The following is a 20,218-nucleotide window of genomic DNA, read 5'->3' on the forward strand; positions in this document are numbered from 1 at the left end:
AATGCCCGTGTGGGCGGCGGGCGGCGACAGCTTATCCACGCCCATGCTGACATCGTGCTGTTCGCCCGGCACAATTGGCGGCCGGCGCGTCATGGGCCTCCCCCTCAGCACCGTTTCCCCCTGCCGATCACCCCCAAACACGCCGAAAGGAAGGCACATGACCGAGATTGCCGTAGGCGCCCCTGCACCTGACTTCACTCTGACCACAGATTCGGGCGAGGTGCTGTCGCTCGCCGGCTGCCGGGGCCGAAAGCTGGTGCTTTATTTCTACCCCAAGGCCGGCACCTCCGGCTGCACGGTGGAGGCGCATGATTTCAACCGGCTTAAGGCGGATTTCGACGCGGCCGGCACGCTCGTGGTCGGCGTCTCGCCCGACCCGGACAAGGCGCTCGCCAAGTTTCGCGCCAAGGAGGGACTGACCTTCCCGCTCGCCGGCAATGAGGACCACGCCATGCTCGAAGCCTATGGCGTGTGGGCGGAGAAATCCATGTACGGCAAGAAGTATATGGGCGTGGAGCGCACCACCGTGCTGATCGATGCCGAGGGCAAGATCGCCCGGCTCTGGCCAAAGGTGAAGGTCGCCGGCCACGCCGAAGAAGTGCTGGCCGCAGCGCAGGCACTGTGAGGCCCGGCGGGGCGCGGCGCGCGCCCCGCCTTGCGCTCAGTCCACATCCTCGACGCTGGCCGGACCGCCGCCATAGGCGCGCTGCGCCAGCGCCGCTTCCATAAACGGATCGAGATCGCCGTCGAGCACCTCCTGCGGAGTGCCCGAGGTGACACCGGTGCGCAGGTCCTTCACCAACTGATAGGGCTGGAGCACATAGGAGCGAATCTGGTGGCCCCAGCCGATATCGGTCTTGGCGGCCTGGTCGGCAGCAGCCTGCGCCTCGCGCTTCTTCAGCTCCATCTCATAGAGCTTGGCACGCAGCATCTCCCACGCCGTGGCGCGGTTCTTGTGCTGCGAGCGGTCGCCCTGCGCCACCACGGCGATACCGGTGGGAATATGGGTGAAGCGCACAGCGGATTCGGTCTTGTTGACGTGCTGGCCGCCCGCGCCGCCGGAGCGCATTGTATCGATGCGCAGGTCGCTTTCCTTGATGTCGACGACGATGCGGTCGTCGATGACGGGATACACGTCGACACTGGCGAAAGAGGTCTGGCGGCGGGCGTTGGAATCAAAGGGCGAGATGCGCACCAGCCGGTGCACCCCGGCCTCGGTCTTCATCCAGCCATAGGCATTGTGGCCCTTCACCAGAATGGTCGCGGATTTGAGCCCAGCGGTTTCGCCCGCCTGCTCGTCCACCAGCTCGACCTTGAAGCCGCGCCCTTCCGCCCAGCGCGTGTACATGCGCAGCAGCATCAGCGCCCAGTCCTGGCTGTCGGTGCCGCCGGCACCGGCATGGACTTCGAGATAGCTGTCATTGGCGTCCGCCTCGCCCGACAGCAGCGCTTCGAGCTGGCGGCGCGCCACCTCGGCCTTCAGCTTGACCAGAGCCGCGGCGGCCTCGTCGACGACGGAATCGTCGCCCTCGGCCTCCCCCATCTCGATCAGCTCGACATTGTCCGCCAGTTCGCGCTCGATGCGCTCCAGCGCGCCGAGACCGTCCTCCAGCGTGCCGCGCTCCTGCATAAGCTTCTGCGCGCGCTCAGGATCGTTCCACAGATTGGGGTCCTCGGCGAGCGCGTTCAGCTCGGCAAGGCGGGCCTTGGAACGGTCGAAATCGATGTGCTGCCGCAGCAACTTTGCGGCTTCCCGGATTTCGTCGACGCTCGCGGCGAGCTCGGCGCGCATATTGGCTACTCTCGAAAGGACGTTGAAGGCGGCGGAAAATAGAGGCGTTGCCCCTAGGTGTAAACGCCCCGGCCCCGGCTTGGCGGCTTAGGGCTGCCATGCGTGTGTATTGCGGGCGGCTTGCAGGTGGTAACGGCGGTTCTAGGATGTGGCCCTCGTTGCAACAAGGAACTTCCGATGCACCTCGTCGGCATGCTCGATTCGCCCTATGTGCGCCGCGTGGCGGTGTCGCTCACCACTCTCGGCCTGCCCTTCACCCACGAATCCGTGTCGGTGTTCCGCCATTACCCCCGGTTCCAGGAGATCAACCCGGTGGTGAAAGCCCCGTCCCTGGTGACGGACGGCGGCGTGGTGCTGATGGACTCGACCCTCATCCTTGAGCATGCGGAGAGACTGGCGGCGCCGGGGCGCTCGCTCACGCCGAACGATCTGGCCGAGCATGCCCGCGCGCAGCGCGTCATCGGGCTCGCGCTGGCCGCCTGCGAGAAGAGCGTGCAGATCGTCTATGAGCATCAGTTGCGCCCGGCGGAGAAGCTGCACCAGCCTTGGCTCGACCGGGTAAAAGAACAGCTCTTCGCTGCCTATCGCCTGCTGGAAGACGAGGTCGGCACCACGGAAGGCTGGCTGTTCGGGGCTCGCCCGCTGCAGGCAGACATCACCGCCGCCATCGCCTGGACCTTCACCACACGGATGATCCCGGAGGTGATGCCGGCCGACGCCTTCCCGGCCGTCGCCCGGCTCGCCGCCCGCGCCGAGGCGCAGGACGCGTTCAAGGCCTGGCCCTATGATGGCTGAGGCGCCGCCGGGCGTGGCTCAGTAGAGCCCGCCCGTGCCGCTGGCGCCGACCGCGCGATCGGCATCCGGGTTGATGCCGATCGGGTTGCCCGCCGCATCGGTGGCGCCGATGATCGAATAGCTGTCCGGCGGCGCGGTGCCGGGCTTGAAGGCTTCAAGGATGGACGCTTCGCCCGGCCCGGCGCGCAGGCCGGTCTTCGGGTTGATGCGGATCAGCTTGATGCCGGGCGGCACGCGGAACGGCACGGCCGGACGGTCGGCCAGAGCCAGCTTCATGAAGTCGCGCACGACCGGGGCGGCGATCAGGCCGCCGGTCGAGCCCTTGCCCATGGGCTTGGGCGTGTCGAAGCCGAGATAGACCGCAACGACGAGCTCCGGCGTGTAGCCGACGAACCAGGCGTCCTTTTCCTCGTTGGTGGTGCCGGTCTTGCCGGCGATCGGCTTGCCCAGCACCTTCAGCGCCGTGCCGGTGCCGCGTTGCACCACGCCTTCCAGCATCGAGGTGATCTGGTAGGCGGTCATCGGGTCGAGCACCTGCTCGCGGCGGTCGACCAGCACCGGCTCGCTCTGGCCCTGCCAGCCGACGGCGTCGCAGCCGCGGCATTCGCGCTCGTCGTGGCGGTAGATGGTCTTGCCGTAGCGGTCCTGCACGCGGTCGATCAACGTCGGCTTGATGCGCTTGCCGCCATTGGCGAACATGGAATAGCCGCCGGCCATGCGCAGCGCCGTGGTTTCGCCGGCGCCAAGCGACATGGAGAGCACGGGGAGCAGATTGTCGGAGACGCCGAAGCGCTTGGCGTATTCCACGATCAGCGGCATGCCGAGATCATTGGCGAGCCGAACCGTCATCACGTTGCGCGACTGCTCGATGCCGAAGCGCAGGGTCTGCGGCCCATAGAACTTGCCGGAATAGTTCTCCGGCCGCCACGTCGCCTGCCCCTGCTGAGCGAGTTCGAACGGCGCGTCCATGATGACGCTGGACGGCGTGTAGCCATTGTCGATGGCCGCCGCATAGACATAGGGCTTGAAGGACGAGCCGGGCTGGCGCATCGCCTGGGTGGCGCGGTTGAACTGGCTTTCGTCGAAGGAGAAGCCGCCGGCCATGGCCAGCACGCGCCCGGTGGAGGGATCCATCGCCACCAGCGCGCCCTCGATCTGCGGCTGCTGGCGCAGGCGCCACTGGTCGGGCTTGCCGTCGACCGGCTCGACATAGACGACATCGCCGGGCTTCAGCACGCCCGCCACGCCGCCCTTGGCGTTGCGGATCGCCCATTTGGCGCCGTCGGCGGTGATCATACCGACATCGCGCTGCGAACTCAGCACGCCGGAACGGTCGCGCTGCGGCTGCAGACCGATGCGCGCGCCCTTCGCGTCGGAATCGAGCACCACGGCGAGGCGCCAGGGAATGTCGGTGAAGGTGCGCACATCCGCGAGGCGCGCGCCCCAGTCGCCCGTGGTCTCGATGCGGGTCACCGGGCCACGGAAGCCGCGCTGTTCGTCATAGCGGGTCAGACCGTCGAGCAGCGCCTGCTTGGCATATTGCTGCAGCTTGGGGTTAAGCGTGGTGCGCACCGACAGGCCGCCGCCATAGAGCTTGTCCTCGCCATAGCGCTCGAAAATCTCGCGGCGCACTTCCTCGGCGAAATATTCGGCGGAGAAGATGTGCGCGCCGGTCGGGCGCACGGTGACGGCGAGGTCGGTCTTCTTGGCTTCCTCGGCCTGCTGCTCGGTGATGTAGCCGTTCTCGGCCATGCGGTCGATCACCCAGTTGCGGCGCTCGACGGCGGCGTCGTGGCGGCGGAACGGGTGATAATTGTTCGGCCCCTTGGGCAGGGCGGCGAGATAGGCGGCCTCGGCGATGGTCAGCTCGGAAACCGACTTGTCGAAATAGAGCAGCGAGGCGGCGGCGACACCATAGGAGCCGATGCCGAGATAGATCTCGTTCAGATAGAGTTCGAGGATCTTGTCCTTGGAATAGGCGCGCTCCATGCGCAGCGCCAGCAGCGCCTCCTTCACCTTGCGGTCGATGGAGACCTCGTTGGTGAGAAGGAAGTTCTTCGCCACCTGCTGGGTGATGGTGGAGGCGCCCTGCGGGCGGCGACCGGAGCCGTAATTCTGCACGAAGGCATAGACCGCACGGCCGATGCCGGTGAGATCGATGCCGCCATGGGAATAGAAGTTCTTGTCCTCGGCGGAGATGAAGGCTTCCTTAACCAGCGGCGGGATGTTCTGGATCGGCAGATAGAGCCGGCGCTCGCGGGCATATTCGGCCAGCAGCGAGCCGTCCGCCGCGTGAACGCGGGTCATCACCGGCGGCTCGTAATTCTGCAGCTGGCTGTAGTCCGGCAGGTCCTGCGAGAATTTCCACGCAAAATAGCCCGCCGCCGCGCCGCCGACCACGAAGACGATCGTGCCCAGCGCGAACATGAAACCCAGAAACCGCAGAAGCAGCCGCATGCGGCCAGGCCCCCATAAGCTGAGGACGCCACCGCGCGCCAGCACGATGCGAGTCCAGTGTCCGTCGTCGCCCTAAGGGCAGCGTGTGCGCGGCAACTATGGCCTAATCGCGACCGTTCAAGGCACGGTCGCGGCCAGGGGATCGCCGCCTGTCCGGCCTGCGCTGGCCGGCAGCGCCACGGGGGTACCCTCGACGGGTCCCTGAGCGGCGAAATAGGCATCGATCGCCGCAGCCATGGCCTCGGTCACACTAGCCTGCCACGCGGCCGATGTCATGAGTTCGAGGTCCTTGGCGCTGGAGAGATAGCCGAGCTCGAACAGAACGGAAGGCACGTCCGGCGCCTTCAACACCTTGAACCCGGCCGATTTCAGCGGCGATTTATGCATCCGCGCCACGCCGCTGACGCTCCCCGCCAGGCTGCGGGCGAAAAGCGAGGAGAAGTTGCGTGTTTCGCGCTGGGCGAGGTCGAACAGGATGCCGGCGACATCCGCCGGCTCCTCGGAAAGGTCGATTCCGGCGATGAGATCCGCCTTGTTTTCCGAATCCGCCAGGCGCTGCGATTCGGCGTCGGAGGCGCGGTCGGAGATGGTGTAGATCGTCGCCCCGCGCACATCGCCGTCCTTCGAGCCGAGCGAATCGGCGTGGAGCGAGATGAACAGCCGGGCGCCGTTTTCGCGGGCGAAGCGCACGCGCTGGCCGAGCGACACATAGGTGTCCTTGGTGCGCGTCATCAGCACGCGGTAGCGGCCGGTCTCCTCGAGCCGCCGCTCCAGCTGGCGGGCAATGACCAGCACCAGCTGCTTCTCATTGACGCCGAACTTGGCGTTGACAGCGCCGGCGTCGATGCCGCCATGGCCGGGGTCGAGCACGATGACCGGGCGTGTATCGCCTGCGACGGCAGCCTCGGCCTGCGGCATGTCCGGCTGCTCCGCGGCGCGCTGCGGGGCGGCGGCCGCCTGCAGGAAGCTGGCGCGGTCGGTCTTGACGAGATCGATCACGAGCCGCGCCGGCTGGTCGTCCATGGGGTCGAGCACGAAGGCCTTGTCCACCTTCACCGGCGCCGTCGCGTCGAGCACGATGCGCGCCTTGCCCGGCGCAAAGAGGCCGAAGCGATAGGCCGAGACGAGGCCGCGCCCCTCCTGCCCCGCCGAGGCCGGCAGGGCGAAGATGACATCGGGAATGTCGATGACGACGCGATAGGGATCGGCCAGGGTGAAGGCGCCGAGGGGGACCGAGCGCGAGAGGTCGATCACCAGCCTTGTGCGCTGGTCGTCACCGGCAAGGCGCGCATCGCTCGCCACCACCGGCTCGCTGGCGCCGGCGGCATGGGACGTGGAGAACCACGCCGGCAGCAGCGCGAGCGCCACCACGAGCCAGATCGTCCGCATACCCCTTGGCCACGCCATGGCTGCCCGTGTCTCCTCATGTCCCGGTCGTCCGCACGAAGGTGGGGCGCGTGCCCCGCCTTTCTAGCGAATTACGCAGGAAGGGTTAACCAGCCCTTGCGCCCGGCCCCGTTTCGCCCGGCGGGCGTGGCCGGCGGGCAACGCCCGGCGCGCGGCATGTCGGACGCGATCCTTGCCAAATCGCCATGCGTGCCGCTATTAAGAGCATGCATATGGTTCGCATTCCGGTCGCTCGTCGACGTCCGGCTTTCGCGGCCCCTGCGGCGAAGGGCTATCCAGCGATGGTGGGCCCGGCACAAGGCGCGAATTCCGTTCAGGACCCGTAGCCGTGCCTCGGCGGTCGTCATGACTGCGCGCCCGGGGAACGCGGCCCGGTTTCGTCATTCACGGACGATTGGACGTGGGGCTCCCGCGCGGTGCTTTTCGCCGTGTCGTGTTCCACGGTCTTCGCGGCCATCTGACGTGAGCCGGACCGCGCGCGGTCGCGGTTCGCCCTGTTCGGTCGTGTAAGGACGGCAACCAACGATGATGCGTCAGCCGGCAAGTGTGGGTCTCGTGCGCAAGGCGGTTCACCGCTGCGCACCTGCCCGCAGGCCCGCGACCTGCGCACCGCGTCGGCGCCCCGCCTGCGAGGCTCCCCGTCCTGCCCGCCGCATCCCCTTCGCGCTTTCAGTTTCCGCTTACTGGCACGGTCCGAGCCGTCCGGCGTCGCTGGCGACGTCGACGCGGCCGCTGCCCCATATGAGAGTTCAATGGCCAACAAGATGCTCATCGACGCCACCCATCCCGAGGAGACTCGGGTGGTGGTGGTGCGCGGCAACCGAGTCGAGGAATTCGACTTCGAGGCCGCCAACCGCAAGCCGCTGCGCGGCAACATCTACCTCGCCAAGGTCACGCGGGTAGAACCTTCCCTCCAGGCCGCCTTCGTCGAATATGGCGGCAACCGGCATGGCTTCCTCGCCTTCAGCGAGATCCATCCCGATTATTACCAGATCCCGGTCGCCGACCGGCAGGCCTTGCTGGCCGAGGAAGAGCGCCAGCAGCGGCGCGACGCCGAAGCCGAGAACGAGGACAAGCCCAAGGGCCGTCCCCGCCGGCCGCGCGGCGCCGCCAAGTCCGCCGAGGGCGACGAGAGCGTTTCCGAGGAAGCCACGACCGAAACCGCCGGCGAGACCGAGGGCGACGCCGCCCCGGCGCGGCGTTCGCGCCGTCGCCGCTCGTCCGATGAAGAGGGCGGTGGCGAGGGCGGCGAGGTCGAGGAGATCGCCGACGAGGAAGAGATCGTCGACGAGGTCGGCTCCGACGACGCCATGGAAGAAATGCCGGAGCGCGCCCCGCCGCGCGGCCGGGCCCGCACCTACAAGATCCAGGAAGTGATCAAGCGCCGGCAGGTGATGCTGGTGCAGGTTGTCAAGGAAGAGCGCGGCAACAAGGGCGCGGCGCTCACCACCTATCTCTCGCTTGCCGGCCGCTATTCGGTGCTGATGCCCAACACGGCGCGCGGCGGCGGCATCTCCCGCAAGATCACCTCGGCCGAGGACCGCAAGCGGCTCAAAGAGGTCGCCTCCGACCTCGAAGTGCCGGAGGGCATGGGCGTCATCCTGCGCACCGCCGGCGCCAACCGCACTAAGCCGGAGATCAAGCGCGACTTCGAATATCTCCTGCGCCTGTGGGAGAATGTGCGCGAGCTTACTCTGGGCTCCACCGCTCCGTCGCTGGTCTATGAGGAAGGCTCGCTGATCAAGCGCTCCATCCGCGACCTCTACAACAAGGACATCGACGAGGTTCTCGTCGCCGGCGAGGATGGCTACCGCGAGGCCAAGGACTTCATGCGCATGCTCATGCCGAGCCATGCGAAGAACGTGAAGATCTACAAGGACCTGCAGCCGGTGTTCACCCGCTTCGGCGTGGAAAGCCAGCTCGATGCGATGTTCCTGCCGCAGGTGCAGCTGCGCTCCGGCGGCTATCTCGTCATCAACCCGACCGAAGCGCTGGTCTCCATCGACGTGAACTCCGGGCGCTCGACCCGCGAGCACAATATCGAGGACACGGCGCTGAAGACCAATCTGGAGGCCGCCGAGGAGGTGGCCCGCCAGCTGCGCCTGCGCGACCTTGCCGGCCTTGTCGTGATCGACTTCATCGACATGGACGAGAAGCGCAACAACCGGGCGGTGGAACGCAAGCTCAAGGACTGCCTGAAGAACGACCGCGCCCGCATCCAGCTCGGCCGCATCTCGCATTTCGGCCTGATGGAGATGAGCCGCCAGCGCATCCGCACCGGCGTGCTCGAATCCTCCACCGAGGTGTGCCCGCATTGCGGCGGCACCGGCCATGTGCGCTCGTCCGCGTCGGTCGCGCTGCAGATGCTGCGCGGCGCCGAGGACATTCTCCAGCGCTCCAACACGCATAACCTCATCATCCGCACCCGCGCCGAGAACGCGCTCTATGTGCTCAACCACAAGCGCGCGCATCTGCACGAGCTGGAAGAGCGCTTCGGCGTGCTGATCACCATTGCGGCCGACCCGTCGCTGACCGGGCTCACCCCCTTCGCCATCGACAAGGGCGATGCGGTGCCGAACCCGATCCCGCTGCCGCGTCCGCCCGAGCTGGTCTTCGAGCCGGAGGAAGAGATCGTCGGCGAGGAGAGCGAGGACGAGGTCGAGACCGAGGCGCCGGTGGAAGCCGCTGCCGAGCCCGAGGCCGGCGAGAGCCGTGACCCGGCACCCACTGCCTCCGGCGACACGTCAGGCGAAGGTGGACGCCGTCGGCGCCGCCGGCGCCGGCGTCGGCGCGGCGGTGGCGGCAATGGCGAGAATGGCGAGCGCCATGCCGACGGCGAGACCGGTTCGGACATGTCCGGCGTCGAGTTCGAGGATGACGGCGAGGACGGCGAAGGCGACGAGCCTGCCGAGACCACCGAGGTCGCGGGCGAGGTGACGGCGGAAGCCGTCGCCGAGGTGCCGCCAACCGACGCGCCGGCAACCGACGTGCCGGCCGAGGCTCTGCCCGAGGACGCGGCGATCACCCCGGCCGAGGCGCAGGAGATTGCTGCGGCAGAGCCGGCCCCTGAAGCCGTGGCTGAGGCCGCTGCGGAAGCCGCGCCCGTCGAGGACGAGAAGCCGCGTCGCGGCCGTCGCGGCGGCGGACGCCGCACCAAGGCGGCGGCGGCCGAGGCCAGCACGGAGGCCGTGCCGGCCACCGAAGCCCCCGTCGCAGAAGCCCCTGCAGCGGAAGCGCCCACCGCGGAAGCCCCGGCGGCTGAGGCGGCGGAAGCTGCCGAGGCGAAGCCCAAGCCCCGCCGCCGCCGTTCGACGGTGCGCGAGAAGGCGCCGGCCGCAGTGGAAGGCGATACGGTAAGCGAAAGCGTGAGCGAGGCGCCCGTGGAAGCGGCCGCGCCGGAAGCCACGGTCGCGGAAAGCGCGCCGGAGCCGTCGGTTGCCGCAGAGTCGGCGCCGGTGGCCGCCGCGCCGGCTGAGGAGACACCCGCTCCTGCCGAGCCTGCTCCTGCCGAGCCCGCTCCGGCACCGGAGCCCGACCGCCCGCGCCGTACCGGCTGGTGGCAGCGCAAGATCTTCGGCGAGTGATCGCCGGAGCGAAGCTTCGACCCGCAATTCGGCGACAGGGCGCGCGCGCACGCGCGCCCACCTCGCTCCACCCCTGAGAACGGCGCCTCGCGGCGCCGTTTTTCTTTTCCTGCCCGCCTGCGCTCCTGCCGGCCGGAACCTCCATGCACGCGCGGTGTTCTGCTCGGGTATGACAGCGATGCGGGGCCTTGAATGATCACCCTACAATGCGGGTACCGGATCGAGGTCGCGTGCGACCGCCCGACCGCCGCCATCACCTTGCTCGACCCGCATCCGGAACGGCAGGTCGACATCCTTGATGTCGTGACCATGAGCGTTGTGGCGCTCGGCGATGGCAGCCCGGTTCCTTGCGAGACCTATGAAGACGGTTTCGGCAATATCTGCCGGCGCCTGGTCATCCCACCCGGCGGCGCGCGGTTCGAGAGCCGCATCAACGTCGCCGATCCCGGCACGCTTGATGTGTTCGACCTCAACGCCATCGAGCACAACCCGGCCGAGCTCCCGCCCGATGTGCTGCAATTTCTGCTGCCGAGCCGGTATTGTGAGGTGGACGAACTGTCCAACACGGCGTGGGGCCTGTTTGGCAGCTACGCCCCCGGCTGGAACCGGGTGCAGCAGATCTGCAATTTCGTCCACGCGCAGATCCGCTTCGACTATCAGTGCGCGCGCAGCACCCGCACGGCGGCGCAGGCATTCAACGAGAGGGTCGGCGTCTGCCGCGACTTCACCCATCTGGCGGTGGCGCTGACCCGCGCGATGAACATTCCGGCGCGCTACTGCAACGGCTTTCTCGGCGATGTCGGCGTGCCGCCCAACCCGGCGCCGATGGACTATAATGCGTGGTTCGAAGCCTATATTGGCGGGCACTGGCACACATTCGACGCCCGCCACAACGTGCCGCGGATCGGCCGGGTGCTGGTGGCACGTGGGCGCGATGCCGCCGATATCCCGATGCTTCACACTTTCGGCCCGCATATCCTGCAGCGCTTCGAGGTGATCACCGAACAGGTGGCGGCATAAGCAGCGCCCCGTCTCCCGGAAACCTCCGAGAGACAGGGCGCCCGCCTTCACGCCCGCAGCGCCGCCGCGTGGTCCTGCGCCCATTGCGCGACCGAGCGCGGCGCGTGGCCGGTCAGCGTCTGCACAGCATCGGTGACGCCGGCGGTCCAGCCCTCGCGCACGGGATAGAAGATGCTGGCGAGGAAGCGGGCATAATCCTCCCCGATGCCGACCCCGGTGAGAATGCCGACAAAGGTGTCGTCATCGACCGGGGTATAGGCGACCGGCTTTCCCATGACGGGGGCGAGCACCGCCGCCGCCTCGGCATAGCTCAGCGCCTCCGGCCCGGAGAGGTTGAACGCCTTGCCGTCAAAGGCATCGCTCGTGAGCACGCGGGCCGCGCTGGCGGCGATGTCGCGGGCGTCGATGAAGGCGGACTTGCCCTCGCCCGCCGGCACGGCGATGACGCCGGCATGGTCGATGCCCGGCTTCCAGAAGTTCAGGAAATTGTCGGTGAACCAGTTCGGCCGCAGGATCACATAGGGCGTGCCCGAGGCGATCAGCGCCAGTTCGACCTGGCGGTAGGGAATGGAATCGTCGGCATCGACGCCGAGCGCGGTCTGCAGCACCACCTTCACCTTGCGCGCCGCGGCTGCCTCGATCACCGGGATGAGCAACTCCCTGGAATTCACATAGCCCCCCGGCAGCATCACAAAGGCGCGGTCGACGCCGTCAAACGCCGCCGCGAAGTCCGGTGCGGCGAAGTCAAAGGCGACGCCCTCGGCGCCCTCGACCGGCTGGCCGCCGCGCGAGGCCGCCTTCACCGCCTCGCCGCGCGCCAGCAGCTCTTTCACCAGCGGCCGCCCGACATGACCGCTCGCGCCGAGAACCAGAATCTTGCCTGCCATCGTCTGCCTCCTTAGTATCTACTGGAAACCATGTTTCGGATGACAACCTACGCCCGTCTCCCATGTACGCAAGAGAGCACTTTGCGCTCACATGGTGGCGTCGAGGAAACCGGCCTGCCGGTGTCAGCCGCGAGGGAGACCGCGATGCGCTACGCCTATAATGTCTATGAAGACCGCTGCCCGACGCGGCTGGTGCTGGACCGGCTCGCCGACAAATGGGCGCTGCTGATCCTCGACCGGCTGGAGAACGGGCCGGTGCGGTTCAATCATCTGCGGCGCGACATCAAGGGCATCTCGCAGAAGGTGCTGTCGCAGACGCTGAAGAAGCTGGAGCGCGACGGGCTGGTGACGCGCACAGTGACTCCCACCGTGCCGGTCACGGTGGAGTACGCGCTGAGCCCGCTGGGACGCGCGCTGGGCGAGACGGCGGCAGCCCTCACCCATTGGGCCGAGCACAATATGGACGCCATCCTCGCCGCCCAGGCCGCCTATGACGCGGCGCTGGCGGATCGGTAAGGGCTACCGGACACCGCCCGCATGCTTCGAGGCCGGCCTTACGGCCGGCACCTCAGCATGACGGCCGTTGTGAACAGACGCAGCCCTGCGCGGCCCGTCATCCTGAGGTGCGAGCAAAGCGCGCCTCGAAGGACGCAGGGCCGTGCCGCCCTGCCCTCATCCCTTGCGCAGGAAATCGCCGATCCGCCGCACCGCCTCGCGCATCTCGTCCGGCGCGCCGGCATAGGAGAGGCGCAGATAATGGTGGCCGCGATGCGGGTCGAAATCGACCCCCGGCGTCGCCGCCACATGCGCCTCGTCGAGCAGCCGCCGGGCAAAGGCAGCGGAATCATCGGTGAAGCGCGCCACATCGGCATAGAGATAGAACGCCCCGTCCACGGGCAGGAACTCCGGCAGGCCAGCGGCGGGCAGGCCCTGCGTCAGGATCAGCCGGTTCTCCTCATAGCCGTGCTTGACCGCCTCCATCTCGCCCGCGCCATCAAAGGCCGCCTCGGCGGCGATCTGCGAGAGGGTGGGCACCGAAATCATCAGGTTCTGCTGCAGTCGCTCCACGGCACGCACGAGGCCTGCCGGCATCACCATCCAGCCGACCCGCCAGCCGGTCATGCAGAAATACTTCGAGAAAGAATGGATGATGGTGGCCTCGGAGCTCACCGCCGCCGCCGTCGAGGCGGGGAAGGCGTAGTCGAGCCCGTGATAGATCTCGTCAGAGATAAAGCGGATGCCCGCCTCTTCCGCCGTGCGGATCAGTTCGGCCAACGCTTCCGGGCGCATCATCGTGCCGGTGGGGTTGGCCGGGCTCGCCACCAGCACGCCCTTGAGCGGGGCGCGGCGGTGGGCGTCGAGCAGCGCCTCCGGCGTGATGACCCAGCGCGAGGCGGCATCGGTCTCGATCAGCACCGGCTCACAGCCGAGGGCGGTGAGGATGTGGCGATAGGGCGGGTAGCCGGGATTGGCGATCGCCACCCGGTCGCCGGGCTCGAACTGGGCGAGGAAGGTGAGCAGGAAGCCGGAGGACGAGCCGGTCGTCACCACCACACGTCCCGGATCGAGGTCGAGCCCGTAGGTCTCGCCATAATGCAGGGCGATGCGGGCGCGCAGCGAGGGGAGACCGAGCGCGGTGGTATAGCCGATGCGGCCATGGTCGAGGGCGCGCCGCGCCGCCTCGCGCGCGGTGGACGGGGCCGGCGCCGCCGGCTGGCCAACCTCCATATGGATGACATGACCGCCCGCCGACTCGATGCGCGCGGCCCGCTCCATCACGTCCATGACGATGAAGGGGGCGATCTCGCTGCGGCGGGAGGCGCCGGCAAGCCGCGCGGCGGCTGAGAGGCGATCTGACGGGAAAGATGTATCCATGATGCCGAACCTTGCCCAGGCGCCGCACCCGTGCCGCATTGTTTCGCGCGTGTCGGCGGATGTTCAATAGAAGATGATAACGGGCAGGCTTGACCCCGCCGTCACGACAGCGTCAGTTCCCCCGGAAACATAACGTGTCGATGGATGATGCCTTCGCTGCTGCTTGACAACCCCTCCTGCGCCACCCGCCGCCCGAGCGGTCGCCTTGTCGCGCGCATTGGCGCCGGCCTTTCGCGCGGCGCCACCTTTCTTGCCGCCGCCGCGCTGCTCGTCCCCGCCGCCCCGGCACAGGCGCAGAGCCGCCAGCCCGGCATCATCCGCGATGCCGAGATCGAAACGCTGATGCGCGATTACACGCGCCCGATCTTCAAGGTCGCGGGCTTGCAGCAGCAGAACATCCAGGTCGTGCTGGTCGGCAGCGACAGCTTCAACGCCTTCGTCGCCGACGGCCGGCGCATCTTCATCAACACCGGCGCGCTGCAGCAGTCGAAGACGCCGAACGAAATCATCGGCGTGCTCGCGCATGAGACCGGCCATATCGCCGGCGGGCACCTCGCCAATATGCGCCAGCAGCTGGAATCGGCGCAGACCGCAGCGATTGTCGGCATGCTGCTCGCCGCCGGCGGTGTCGCGGCTGGCGCGGCGACCGGCGCCAATATGGGCGGGGCGGCGGCAGGCGCCATCATGGCGCCGCAGGAAGTCGTCCGCCGCACGCTGCTCTCCTATCAGCGCGGTCAGGAAGCCTCCGCCGACCAGGCGGCGGTGAAGTACCTCACCGCCACCAAGCAGTCCGCCAAGGGCATGCTGACGACCTTCGAGCGCTTCCAGAACGACCAGATCTTCCTCAGCCAGCGCGTCGACCCCTATGTGCTGAGCCACCCGATGGCGACGGAGCGCATCGCGCTTCTGTCGGAGATGGCGCATAAGAGCCCCTATTTCGACGCCAAGGACCCGCCCGCCTTGCAGGCGCGGCACGATATGATGCGGGCCAAGCTGGTGGGCTTCACCCAGCCGCCGGACACGGTGAACCGTACCTATTCGCGCTCCGACACCTCGCTGCCGGCGCGTTATGCCCGGGCGATTTCCGGCTACCGCTTCGGCAGCATCCCGGACGCGCTGAACCAGATCGATTCGCTCATCGCCGAGCAGCCGAACAACCCCTATTTCTATGAGCTGAAGGGCCAGGCGCTGCTGGAGGCCGGGCGGGCGCGCGAAGCCGTGCCGCCGCTGCGCCGCGCCGTCGCGCTGTCCGATGGCAACCCGCTGATCCGCATGCTGCTCGGTCAGGCGCTGGTCGCCAGCGACGACAAGGCGTCGATGGAAGAAGCGGTGCGCGAACTCACCTTCAGCCTGCAGCGCGAGCCGACCTCGCCCGCCGGCTGGCGGTATCTCGCCATGGCTTATGGCCGCAAGGGCGACATTCCCAATGCCGACCTCGCCTCGGCGCAGGCCGCCTATATGAGCGGCGATTTCCGCCTGTCGCGCGAGCTTGCCTCCCGCGCCCGCAACGGCTTCAAGCTCGGCTCGCCGGGCTGGCTGAAGGCAGACGACATCGTCAACTACAAGCCGCCGGTGGACCCGAACGCCCGCCGCAAGCAGGCCGGCCAGTGACGGCCGGCACCGCCCCTTTCCCGCTGGAGACTCCCATGCTGCCCCTTCGCCTCCTCCGCCGCGCCGGCCGCGCGACCTTCGCGCTCGGCCTTGCCGCCGGCCTGCTGCTCGGCGCGGCGCACACACCGGCCTCCGCGCTCGACGATGCTCAGCGCAAGGAATTCGAGAGCGTCATCCGCGACTATCTCGTGAACAATCCCGAGGTGATTCAGGAAGCCATCGTGGTGCTGCAGCAGCGCCAGGCCGCGGCTGCAGCCAAGCAGCGCGAGGCGGCGGTGGCCGAGCTCAAGCCCCGCATCTACGACACCACGCGCGGCGTCGTGGTCGGCAACCCGCAGGGCGATGTCACCCTGGTCGAGTTCTTCGATTACAATTGCGGCTACTGCAAGCGCGCACTGGGCGACATGGTCGACCTCATCAAGGGCGACCCCAAGCTCAAGGTGATCCTCAAGGAATTCCCGGTGCTCGGACCGGGGTCGGTGGAAGCGGCACGCGTGGCGGTCGCCGTGCGCCTGACCGCGCCGGACAAGTATTTCGACTTCCACAAGAAGCTGCTCGGCGAACGGGGCCAGGCCAATAAGGACAAGGCGATCGAGGCCGCCGTCGCGGCCGGCGTCGACAAGGCCGCGCTGGAGAAGGCGCTCGACAATCCGGAAGTCAACGCCACGCTGCAGGACGACCTGCAACTGGCCGAGGCGCTCGGCATCGATGGCACGCCGAGCTATGTGCTGGGCGACCAGGTGGTGGTCGGCGCGGTCGGCCATGACCAGCTGAAGGACGCCATTGCCTCCGTGCGCAAGTGCGGCAAGACCCAGTGCTGACCGTCCGTGGCTGAAGCTCCGGCGCGGACCGCCCCCACGGACCGCGCCGGATGCGCCCCCGCCGCGAGGTCCGCCGGCCGGGGATAATCCAAGGGAAAGCACGGCAGGGCTTGGCGCGAGGCCAGCCATTGCCTATAAACCCGCGGCCGTCCCGGCATGGGGCCGCCGGCGGCTGGCTCAACGAGGCGCGATGCCCGACACGGTGCATGTTCTCAACGGACCGAATTTGAACCTGCTCGGCACGCGCGAGCCGGAGATTTACGGCCGTGCGACCATCGCCGATGTGGAGGCCGCCTGCCGCGCCGCCTGCGAGCGCCATGGCCTCGACCTCGTCTTCCGCCAGACCAACCATGAAGGCGAGCTCGTCACCTTCCTGCAGGAAGCGCGCGGCTCGCGTGGCGTGGTGCTGAACGCGGCGGCCTATACCCATACATCCGTCGCCATCGCCGACGCCATCAAGGCGGCCGGCCTCATTGTCGTCGAAGTCCACCTGTCCAACGTCTTCGCGCGCGAAGCCTTCCGCCATCATTCCTATATTTCGCCGGTCGCCCGTGGGGTGATCTGCGGCCTGGGGATCGACGGCTACCGGCTCGCCATCGATGCGCTCGCCACCGCCGGTGGCAAGATCAGCTGAGGGAGACGGGCGAGCGACCGTCACGGGATCATGATGAAAACCAACAAGCCGAACATCGACCCCGCGCTCGTGCGCGAGATCGCCAACCTGCTGTCCGAGAGCGACCTCACCGAGATCGAGGTGCAGCACGAGGATCTGCGCATCCGCGTCGTCCGCGCCGCGCCCACCGTCTATGCAGCCCCGGTTGCGGTCGCGCCGGCCCCCGTAGCCGCCGCCGCTCCGGCACCGGCCGCTGCGCCGGCTTCTGCCGCGCCCGTGGCCGACCTGTCGAAGCATCCCGGTCTCGTCACCTCGCCGATGGTGGGCACCGCCTATCTCGGCCCCGAGCCCGGCGCGAAGTACTTCGTCGAGGTCGGCTCGGTGGTGAAGGAAGGCCAGACGCTGCTCATCGTCGAGGCGATGAAGACCATGAACGCGATTCCCGCGCCCCGCGCCGGCACCGTGACCCGTATCATCGTGGAGAATGCGCAGCCGGTCGAATATGGCGAGCCACTCCTGATCATCGAGTGAGGCGCGCCTGATGTTCGGCAAGATCCTGATTGCCAATCGGGGCGAGATCGCCCTGCGCGTGCTGCGCGCCTGCAAGGAAATGGGCATCGCCACCGTGGCGGTTCATTCCACCGCCGACGCCAACGCCATGCATGTGAAGCTGGCGGATGAGAGCGTGTGCATCGGCCCGCCGCAGGCCCGCGACAGCTATCTCAACATTCCGGCCCTGCTCGCCGCCTGCGAGATCACCGGTGCCGAAGCCGTGCATCCCGGCTATGGCTTCCTCGCCGAGAATGCGCGCTTCGCGGAAATCCTCATCGACCATGGCGTGCAGTTCATCGGGCCGAAGCCCGAGCACATCCGCATCATGGGCGACAAGATCGAGGCAAAGAAGACCGCCAAGCGGCTCGGCATTCCCTGCGTGCCCGGCTCGGATGGTGGCGTCACCTCCGACGACGAGGCGATGAAGGTCGCCAACGAGATCGGCTATCCCGTGCTCATCAAGGCCGCCGCCGGCGGTGGCGGGCGCGGCATGAAGGTGGCGCGCTCGGAGCAGGAACTGTCCGCCGCGCTCTCCACCGCGCGCTCGGAAGCCCGCGCCGCCTTCGGCGACGACGCGGTCTATATCGAGAAGTATCTCGGCACGCCCCGGCACATCGAAATCCAGGTGCTGGGCGACGGCAAGGGCAACGCCATCCATCTCGGCGAGCGTGACTGCTCGCTGCAGCGCCGTCACCAGAAGGTGCTGGAAGAGGCCCCCTCGCCCATCCTCACGCCGGAACAGCGCGCCCGCATCGGCGGAACGGTGGCGCAGGCCATGCGCGACCTTAAATATCTCGGCGCGGGCACCATCGAGTTCCTCTACGAGAATGGCGAGTTCTACTTCATCGAGATGAACACCCGCATCCAGGTGGAACATCCGGTGACCGAGGCGATCACCGGCGTCGATCTCATCAATGAGCAGATCCGCGTCGCTGCCGGCCTGCCGATGAGCGTGACGCAGGACGACATCAAGCTCAACGGCCACGCCATCGAATGCCGGGTGAATGCGGAGCATCCGCGCACCTTCCGGCCCTCGCCGGGACGCATCGACTACTGGCACGTACCGGGCGGGCCGGGCGTGCGCATCGATTCGGCGGTGTATCAGGGCTATACGATCCCGCCCTATTACGACAGCCTCGCCGGCAAGCTCATCGTCCACGCCGCCACCCGCGAGGAGTGCCTCGCCCGGCTCAAGCGGGCGCTGAACGAGTTCGTGGTGGAGGGCATCGAAACCACGCTGCCGCTGTTCCGCGAGCTGGTCGAGAATGACGACATCAAGCGCGGCGCCTACGACATCCACTGGCTGGAGCACTTCCTCGCCGAGGGCGAGCCGGGCGCCTGAGGCGCCTTCAGATCAACTCTCGAACGACATCATGGCCGGGCATGTCCCGGCCATTTTCATGTCCGCCGTCGCCGTGCCAAAGGGCACGGCGCCTTCACAGCGCTGCGCATCTCGGTCATGCTGGCGTCATGTCACACCCGCGCGAACATCAGGTCGAGATCACCCCGGACGTGCTGCTGAAGGCCTATGCCTGCGGCATCTTCCCGATGGCCGAGAGCGCCGACGACCCCGGCCTCTACTGGATCGAACCGGAGCGGCGCGGCATCATTCCGCTGGACGACTTCACCCTTACGAGCCGCCTCGCCCGCACGGTGCGCGCCGACCGTTTCGAGATCCGCATCGACCATGACTTCGAGGCGGTGATCGATGGCTGCGCCGCCCCCGCCGACGGGCGCGGCTCGACCTGGATCAACCGGCGCATCCGCAAGCTCTATTGCGACCTGCACGCGCGTGGCTACTGCCACTCCGTCGAGGCCTGGCAGGATGGCGCGCTGGTCGGCGGCCTCTACGGTGTCCGGCTGGGGCGGGCCTTTTTCGGCGAGAGCATGTTCCACATCGCCCGCGACGCCTCCAAGGTGGCGCTCGTGCATCTGGTGGCGCGGCTGAAAAAGGGCGGCTTCGTGCTGCTCGACACCCAGTTCGTCACCGATCACCTGCGCAGCTTCGGCGCGATCGAAGTGCCCAAGCGCCAGTATAGCCGGCTGCTGGCACAGGCGTCGGAAGCGGGCGAAGGGGATTTCTACTGCTGGCCGCCCGGCGAGGCGATCACCGGGGCGGTCTGCTTGCAGTCGGTCAGCCACACATCATAGATCGGGTGCTCGACCCCGTGCAGGCCGGGGCTGGAAGCGAACATCCAGCCACCGAACAGCGGCTGCACCTTGCCGTCGAGCGCGATTTCCTGGATCTCGACGAAGCCCGTGGTGTTCTGCTGCTCGGTCTCCGGCCGCGTGTAGCAGGCGCGGGGCGTGATCCGCAGCGCACCGAACTGCACCGTCTCGTTGATCGCCACGTCGAAGCTGGTGATGCGGCCGGTGATTTTGTCGAGGCCGGAGAACTCGGCGGTGCGGTTCTCGATCTTCTGCTCCGGCGGCTGAATCACCTCGATGTCGCCGCTCGGACCGACGGTCGCCTGCCCCGGCACTTCCGCCGGCGCCTGGGCGGGCGCGCGCGGCGCACCGGCGTCGGGGTCCTCCATGATCGAGGGCACACCCGCCCCGCCCGGTGGCGAATCGGGGTCTTCGACCGGCCCTTCCATCTGCGGCGGTGGTGCCAGCGGCTGTGATTCCACCCCGCCCTGCCACCCCTGGGCAGCGACAGGCGCGGCGGCAAAGCCCGCCAGCATCACCCCGGCGAGAAGCGCGGAGCGCAGGAACGGTCGGAAAGCGGAAATGCCGTGCACCGGAAAGCCTCGCGAAGCGCACTGCCCCTCCGGCGCGCGCAGGGGGCCAAGATGCCGGGCAAT

17 protein-coding genes are annotated in these 20,218 nt (G+C 67.9%); 11 read left to right on the forward strand and 6 right to left on the reverse strand.

The window, feature by feature from the left end; all coding sequences use genetic code 11:
* Window positions 1–157 precede the first annotated feature (157 nt).
* Window positions 158–625, forward strand: coding sequence for a peroxiredoxin (locus ACP2AH_RS02585; RefSeq protein ID WP_425104360.1), 468 nt, complete (start codon window positions 158–160; stop codon window positions 623–625).
* A gap of 36 nt (window positions 626–661) precedes the next feature.
* On the opposite strand, the gene prfB is transcribed toward ACP2AH_RS02585, so the two are convergent.
* The gene (prfB, locus tag ACP2AH_RS02590; RefSeq protein WP_425104361.1) at window positions 662–1,792 is read right to left on the reverse strand and encodes a peptide chain release factor 2; all 1,131 of its coding nucleotides are present in this window, start codon (window positions 1,790–1,792) and stop codon (window positions 662–664) included.
* Window positions 1,793–1,969: 177 nt separating this feature from the next.
* On the opposite strand from prfB, the gene ACP2AH_RS02595 reads away from it, so the two are divergent.
* Entirely contained in the window at window positions 1,970–2,587 is a 618-nt protein-coding gene (locus ACP2AH_RS02595; protein WP_425104362.1) for a glutathione S-transferase family protein, read from the forward strand.
* An 18-nt stretch (window positions 2,588–2,605) separates the two neighbouring features.
* Here the strand turns inward: ACP2AH_RS02595 and ACP2AH_RS02600 are convergent, their stop codons facing one another.
* A complete protein-coding gene (locus ACP2AH_RS02600; protein WP_425104363.1) occupies window positions 2,606–5,044 on the reverse strand; it encodes a penicillin-binding protein 1A in 2,439 nt (812 codons plus the stop codon).
* 117 nt (window positions 5,045–5,161) lie between these two features.
* Window positions 5,162–6,451, reverse strand: coding sequence for an N-acetylmuramoyl-L-alanine amidase (locus ACP2AH_RS02605; protein WP_425104364.1), 1,290 nt, complete (start codon window positions 6,449–6,451; stop codon window positions 5,162–5,164).
* A gap of 752 nt (window positions 6,452–7,203) precedes the next feature.
* On the opposite strand from ACP2AH_RS02605, the gene ACP2AH_RS02610 reads away from it, so the two are divergent.
* Window positions 7,204–10,035 carry an Rne/Rng family ribonuclease gene (locus ACP2AH_RS02610; protein ID WP_425104365.1) on the forward strand — a complete coding sequence of 944 codons (2,832 nt, stop codon included), beginning with the start codon at window positions 7,204–7,206 and terminating at the stop codon, window positions 10,033–10,035.
* A 195-nt stretch (window positions 10,036–10,230) separates the two neighbouring features.
* Complete coding sequence (locus ACP2AH_RS02615; RefSeq protein WP_425104713.1) at window positions 10,231–11,055, forward strand: transglutaminase-like domain-containing protein; 825 nt, start codon at window positions 10,231–10,233, stop codon at window positions 11,053–11,055.
* A 47-nt stretch (window positions 11,056–11,102) separates the two neighbouring features.
* On the opposite strand, the gene ACP2AH_RS02620 is transcribed toward ACP2AH_RS02615, so the two are convergent.
* Window positions 11,103–11,942, reverse strand: coding sequence for an SDR family oxidoreductase (locus ACP2AH_RS02620; protein ID WP_425104366.1), 840 nt, complete (start codon window positions 11,940–11,942; stop codon window positions 11,103–11,105).
* 144 nt (window positions 11,943–12,086) lie between these two features.
* On the opposite strand from ACP2AH_RS02620, the gene ACP2AH_RS02625 reads away from it, so the two are divergent.
* Entirely contained in the window at window positions 12,087–12,458 is a 372-nt protein-coding gene (locus ACP2AH_RS02625) for a winged helix-turn-helix transcriptional regulator (RefSeq protein WP_425104367.1), read from the forward strand.
* A 156-nt stretch (window positions 12,459–12,614) separates the two neighbouring features.
* Here the strand turns inward: ACP2AH_RS02625 and ACP2AH_RS02630 are convergent, their stop codons facing one another.
* Complete coding sequence (locus ACP2AH_RS02630; RefSeq protein WP_425104368.1) at window positions 12,615–13,817, reverse strand: pyridoxal phosphate-dependent aminotransferase; 1,203 nt, start codon at window positions 13,815–13,817, stop codon at window positions 12,615–12,617.
* A gap of 144 nt (window positions 13,818–13,961) precedes the next feature.
* On the opposite strand from ACP2AH_RS02630, the gene ACP2AH_RS02635 reads away from it, so the two are divergent.
* The 6 genes from ACP2AH_RS02635 to aat all read left to right on the forward strand — a co-directional run bounded on the left by ACP2AH_RS02635 (window position 13,962) and on the right by aat (window position 19,565).
* Entirely contained in the window at window positions 13,962–15,428 is a 1,467-nt protein-coding gene (locus ACP2AH_RS02635) for a M48 family metalloprotease (protein WP_425104369.1), read from the forward strand.
* Window positions 15,429–15,463: 35 nt separating this feature from the next.
* The gene (locus ACP2AH_RS02640) at window positions 15,464–16,249 is read left to right on the forward strand and encodes a DsbA family protein (RefSeq protein WP_425104370.1); all 786 of its coding nucleotides are present in this window, start codon (window positions 15,464–15,466) and stop codon (window positions 16,247–16,249) included.
* A gap of 190 nt (window positions 16,250–16,439) precedes the next feature.
* Window positions 16,440–16,883 (forward strand): type II 3-dehydroquinate dehydratase, encoded by a 444-nt coding sequence (gene aroQ, locus ACP2AH_RS02645; RefSeq protein WP_244377093.1) that lies wholly within the window; start codon window positions 16,440–16,442, stop codon window positions 16,881–16,883.
* A 33-nt stretch (window positions 16,884–16,916) separates the two neighbouring features.
* Entirely contained in the window at window positions 16,917–17,393 is a 477-nt protein-coding gene (gene accB, locus ACP2AH_RS02650) for an acetyl-CoA carboxylase biotin carboxyl carrier protein (RefSeq protein WP_425104371.1), read from the forward strand.
* 10 nt (window positions 17,394–17,403) lie between these two features.
* Window positions 17,404–18,756 (forward strand): acetyl-CoA carboxylase biotin carboxylase subunit, encoded by a 1,353-nt coding sequence (gene accC, locus ACP2AH_RS02655; RefSeq protein ID WP_425104372.1) that lies wholly within the window; start codon window positions 17,404–17,406, stop codon window positions 18,754–18,756.
* 128 nt (window positions 18,757–18,884) lie between these two features.
* The gene (gene aat / locus ACP2AH_RS02660) at window positions 18,885–19,565 is read left to right on the forward strand and encodes a leucyl/phenylalanyl-tRNA--protein transferase (protein WP_425104373.1); all 681 of its coding nucleotides are present in this window, start codon (window positions 18,885–18,887) and stop codon (window positions 19,563–19,565) included.
* On the opposite strand, the gene ACP2AH_RS02665 is transcribed toward aat, so the two are convergent.
* On the reverse strand, window positions 19,496–20,155 hold the full coding sequence (locus ACP2AH_RS02665) for a DUF2155 domain-containing protein (RefSeq protein WP_425104374.1): 660 nt from the start codon (window positions 20,153–20,155) through the stop codon (window positions 19,496–19,498). The two genes, aat and ACP2AH_RS02665, sit on opposite strands and share 70 nt — an antisense overlap.
* Window positions 20,156–20,218: the final 63 nt, after the last annotated feature.

This window comes from Ancylobacter sp. (assembly GCF_965249975.1).
Classification (GTDB): Bacteria; Pseudomonadota; Alphaproteobacteria; order Rhizobiales; family Xanthobacteraceae; genus Ancylobacter.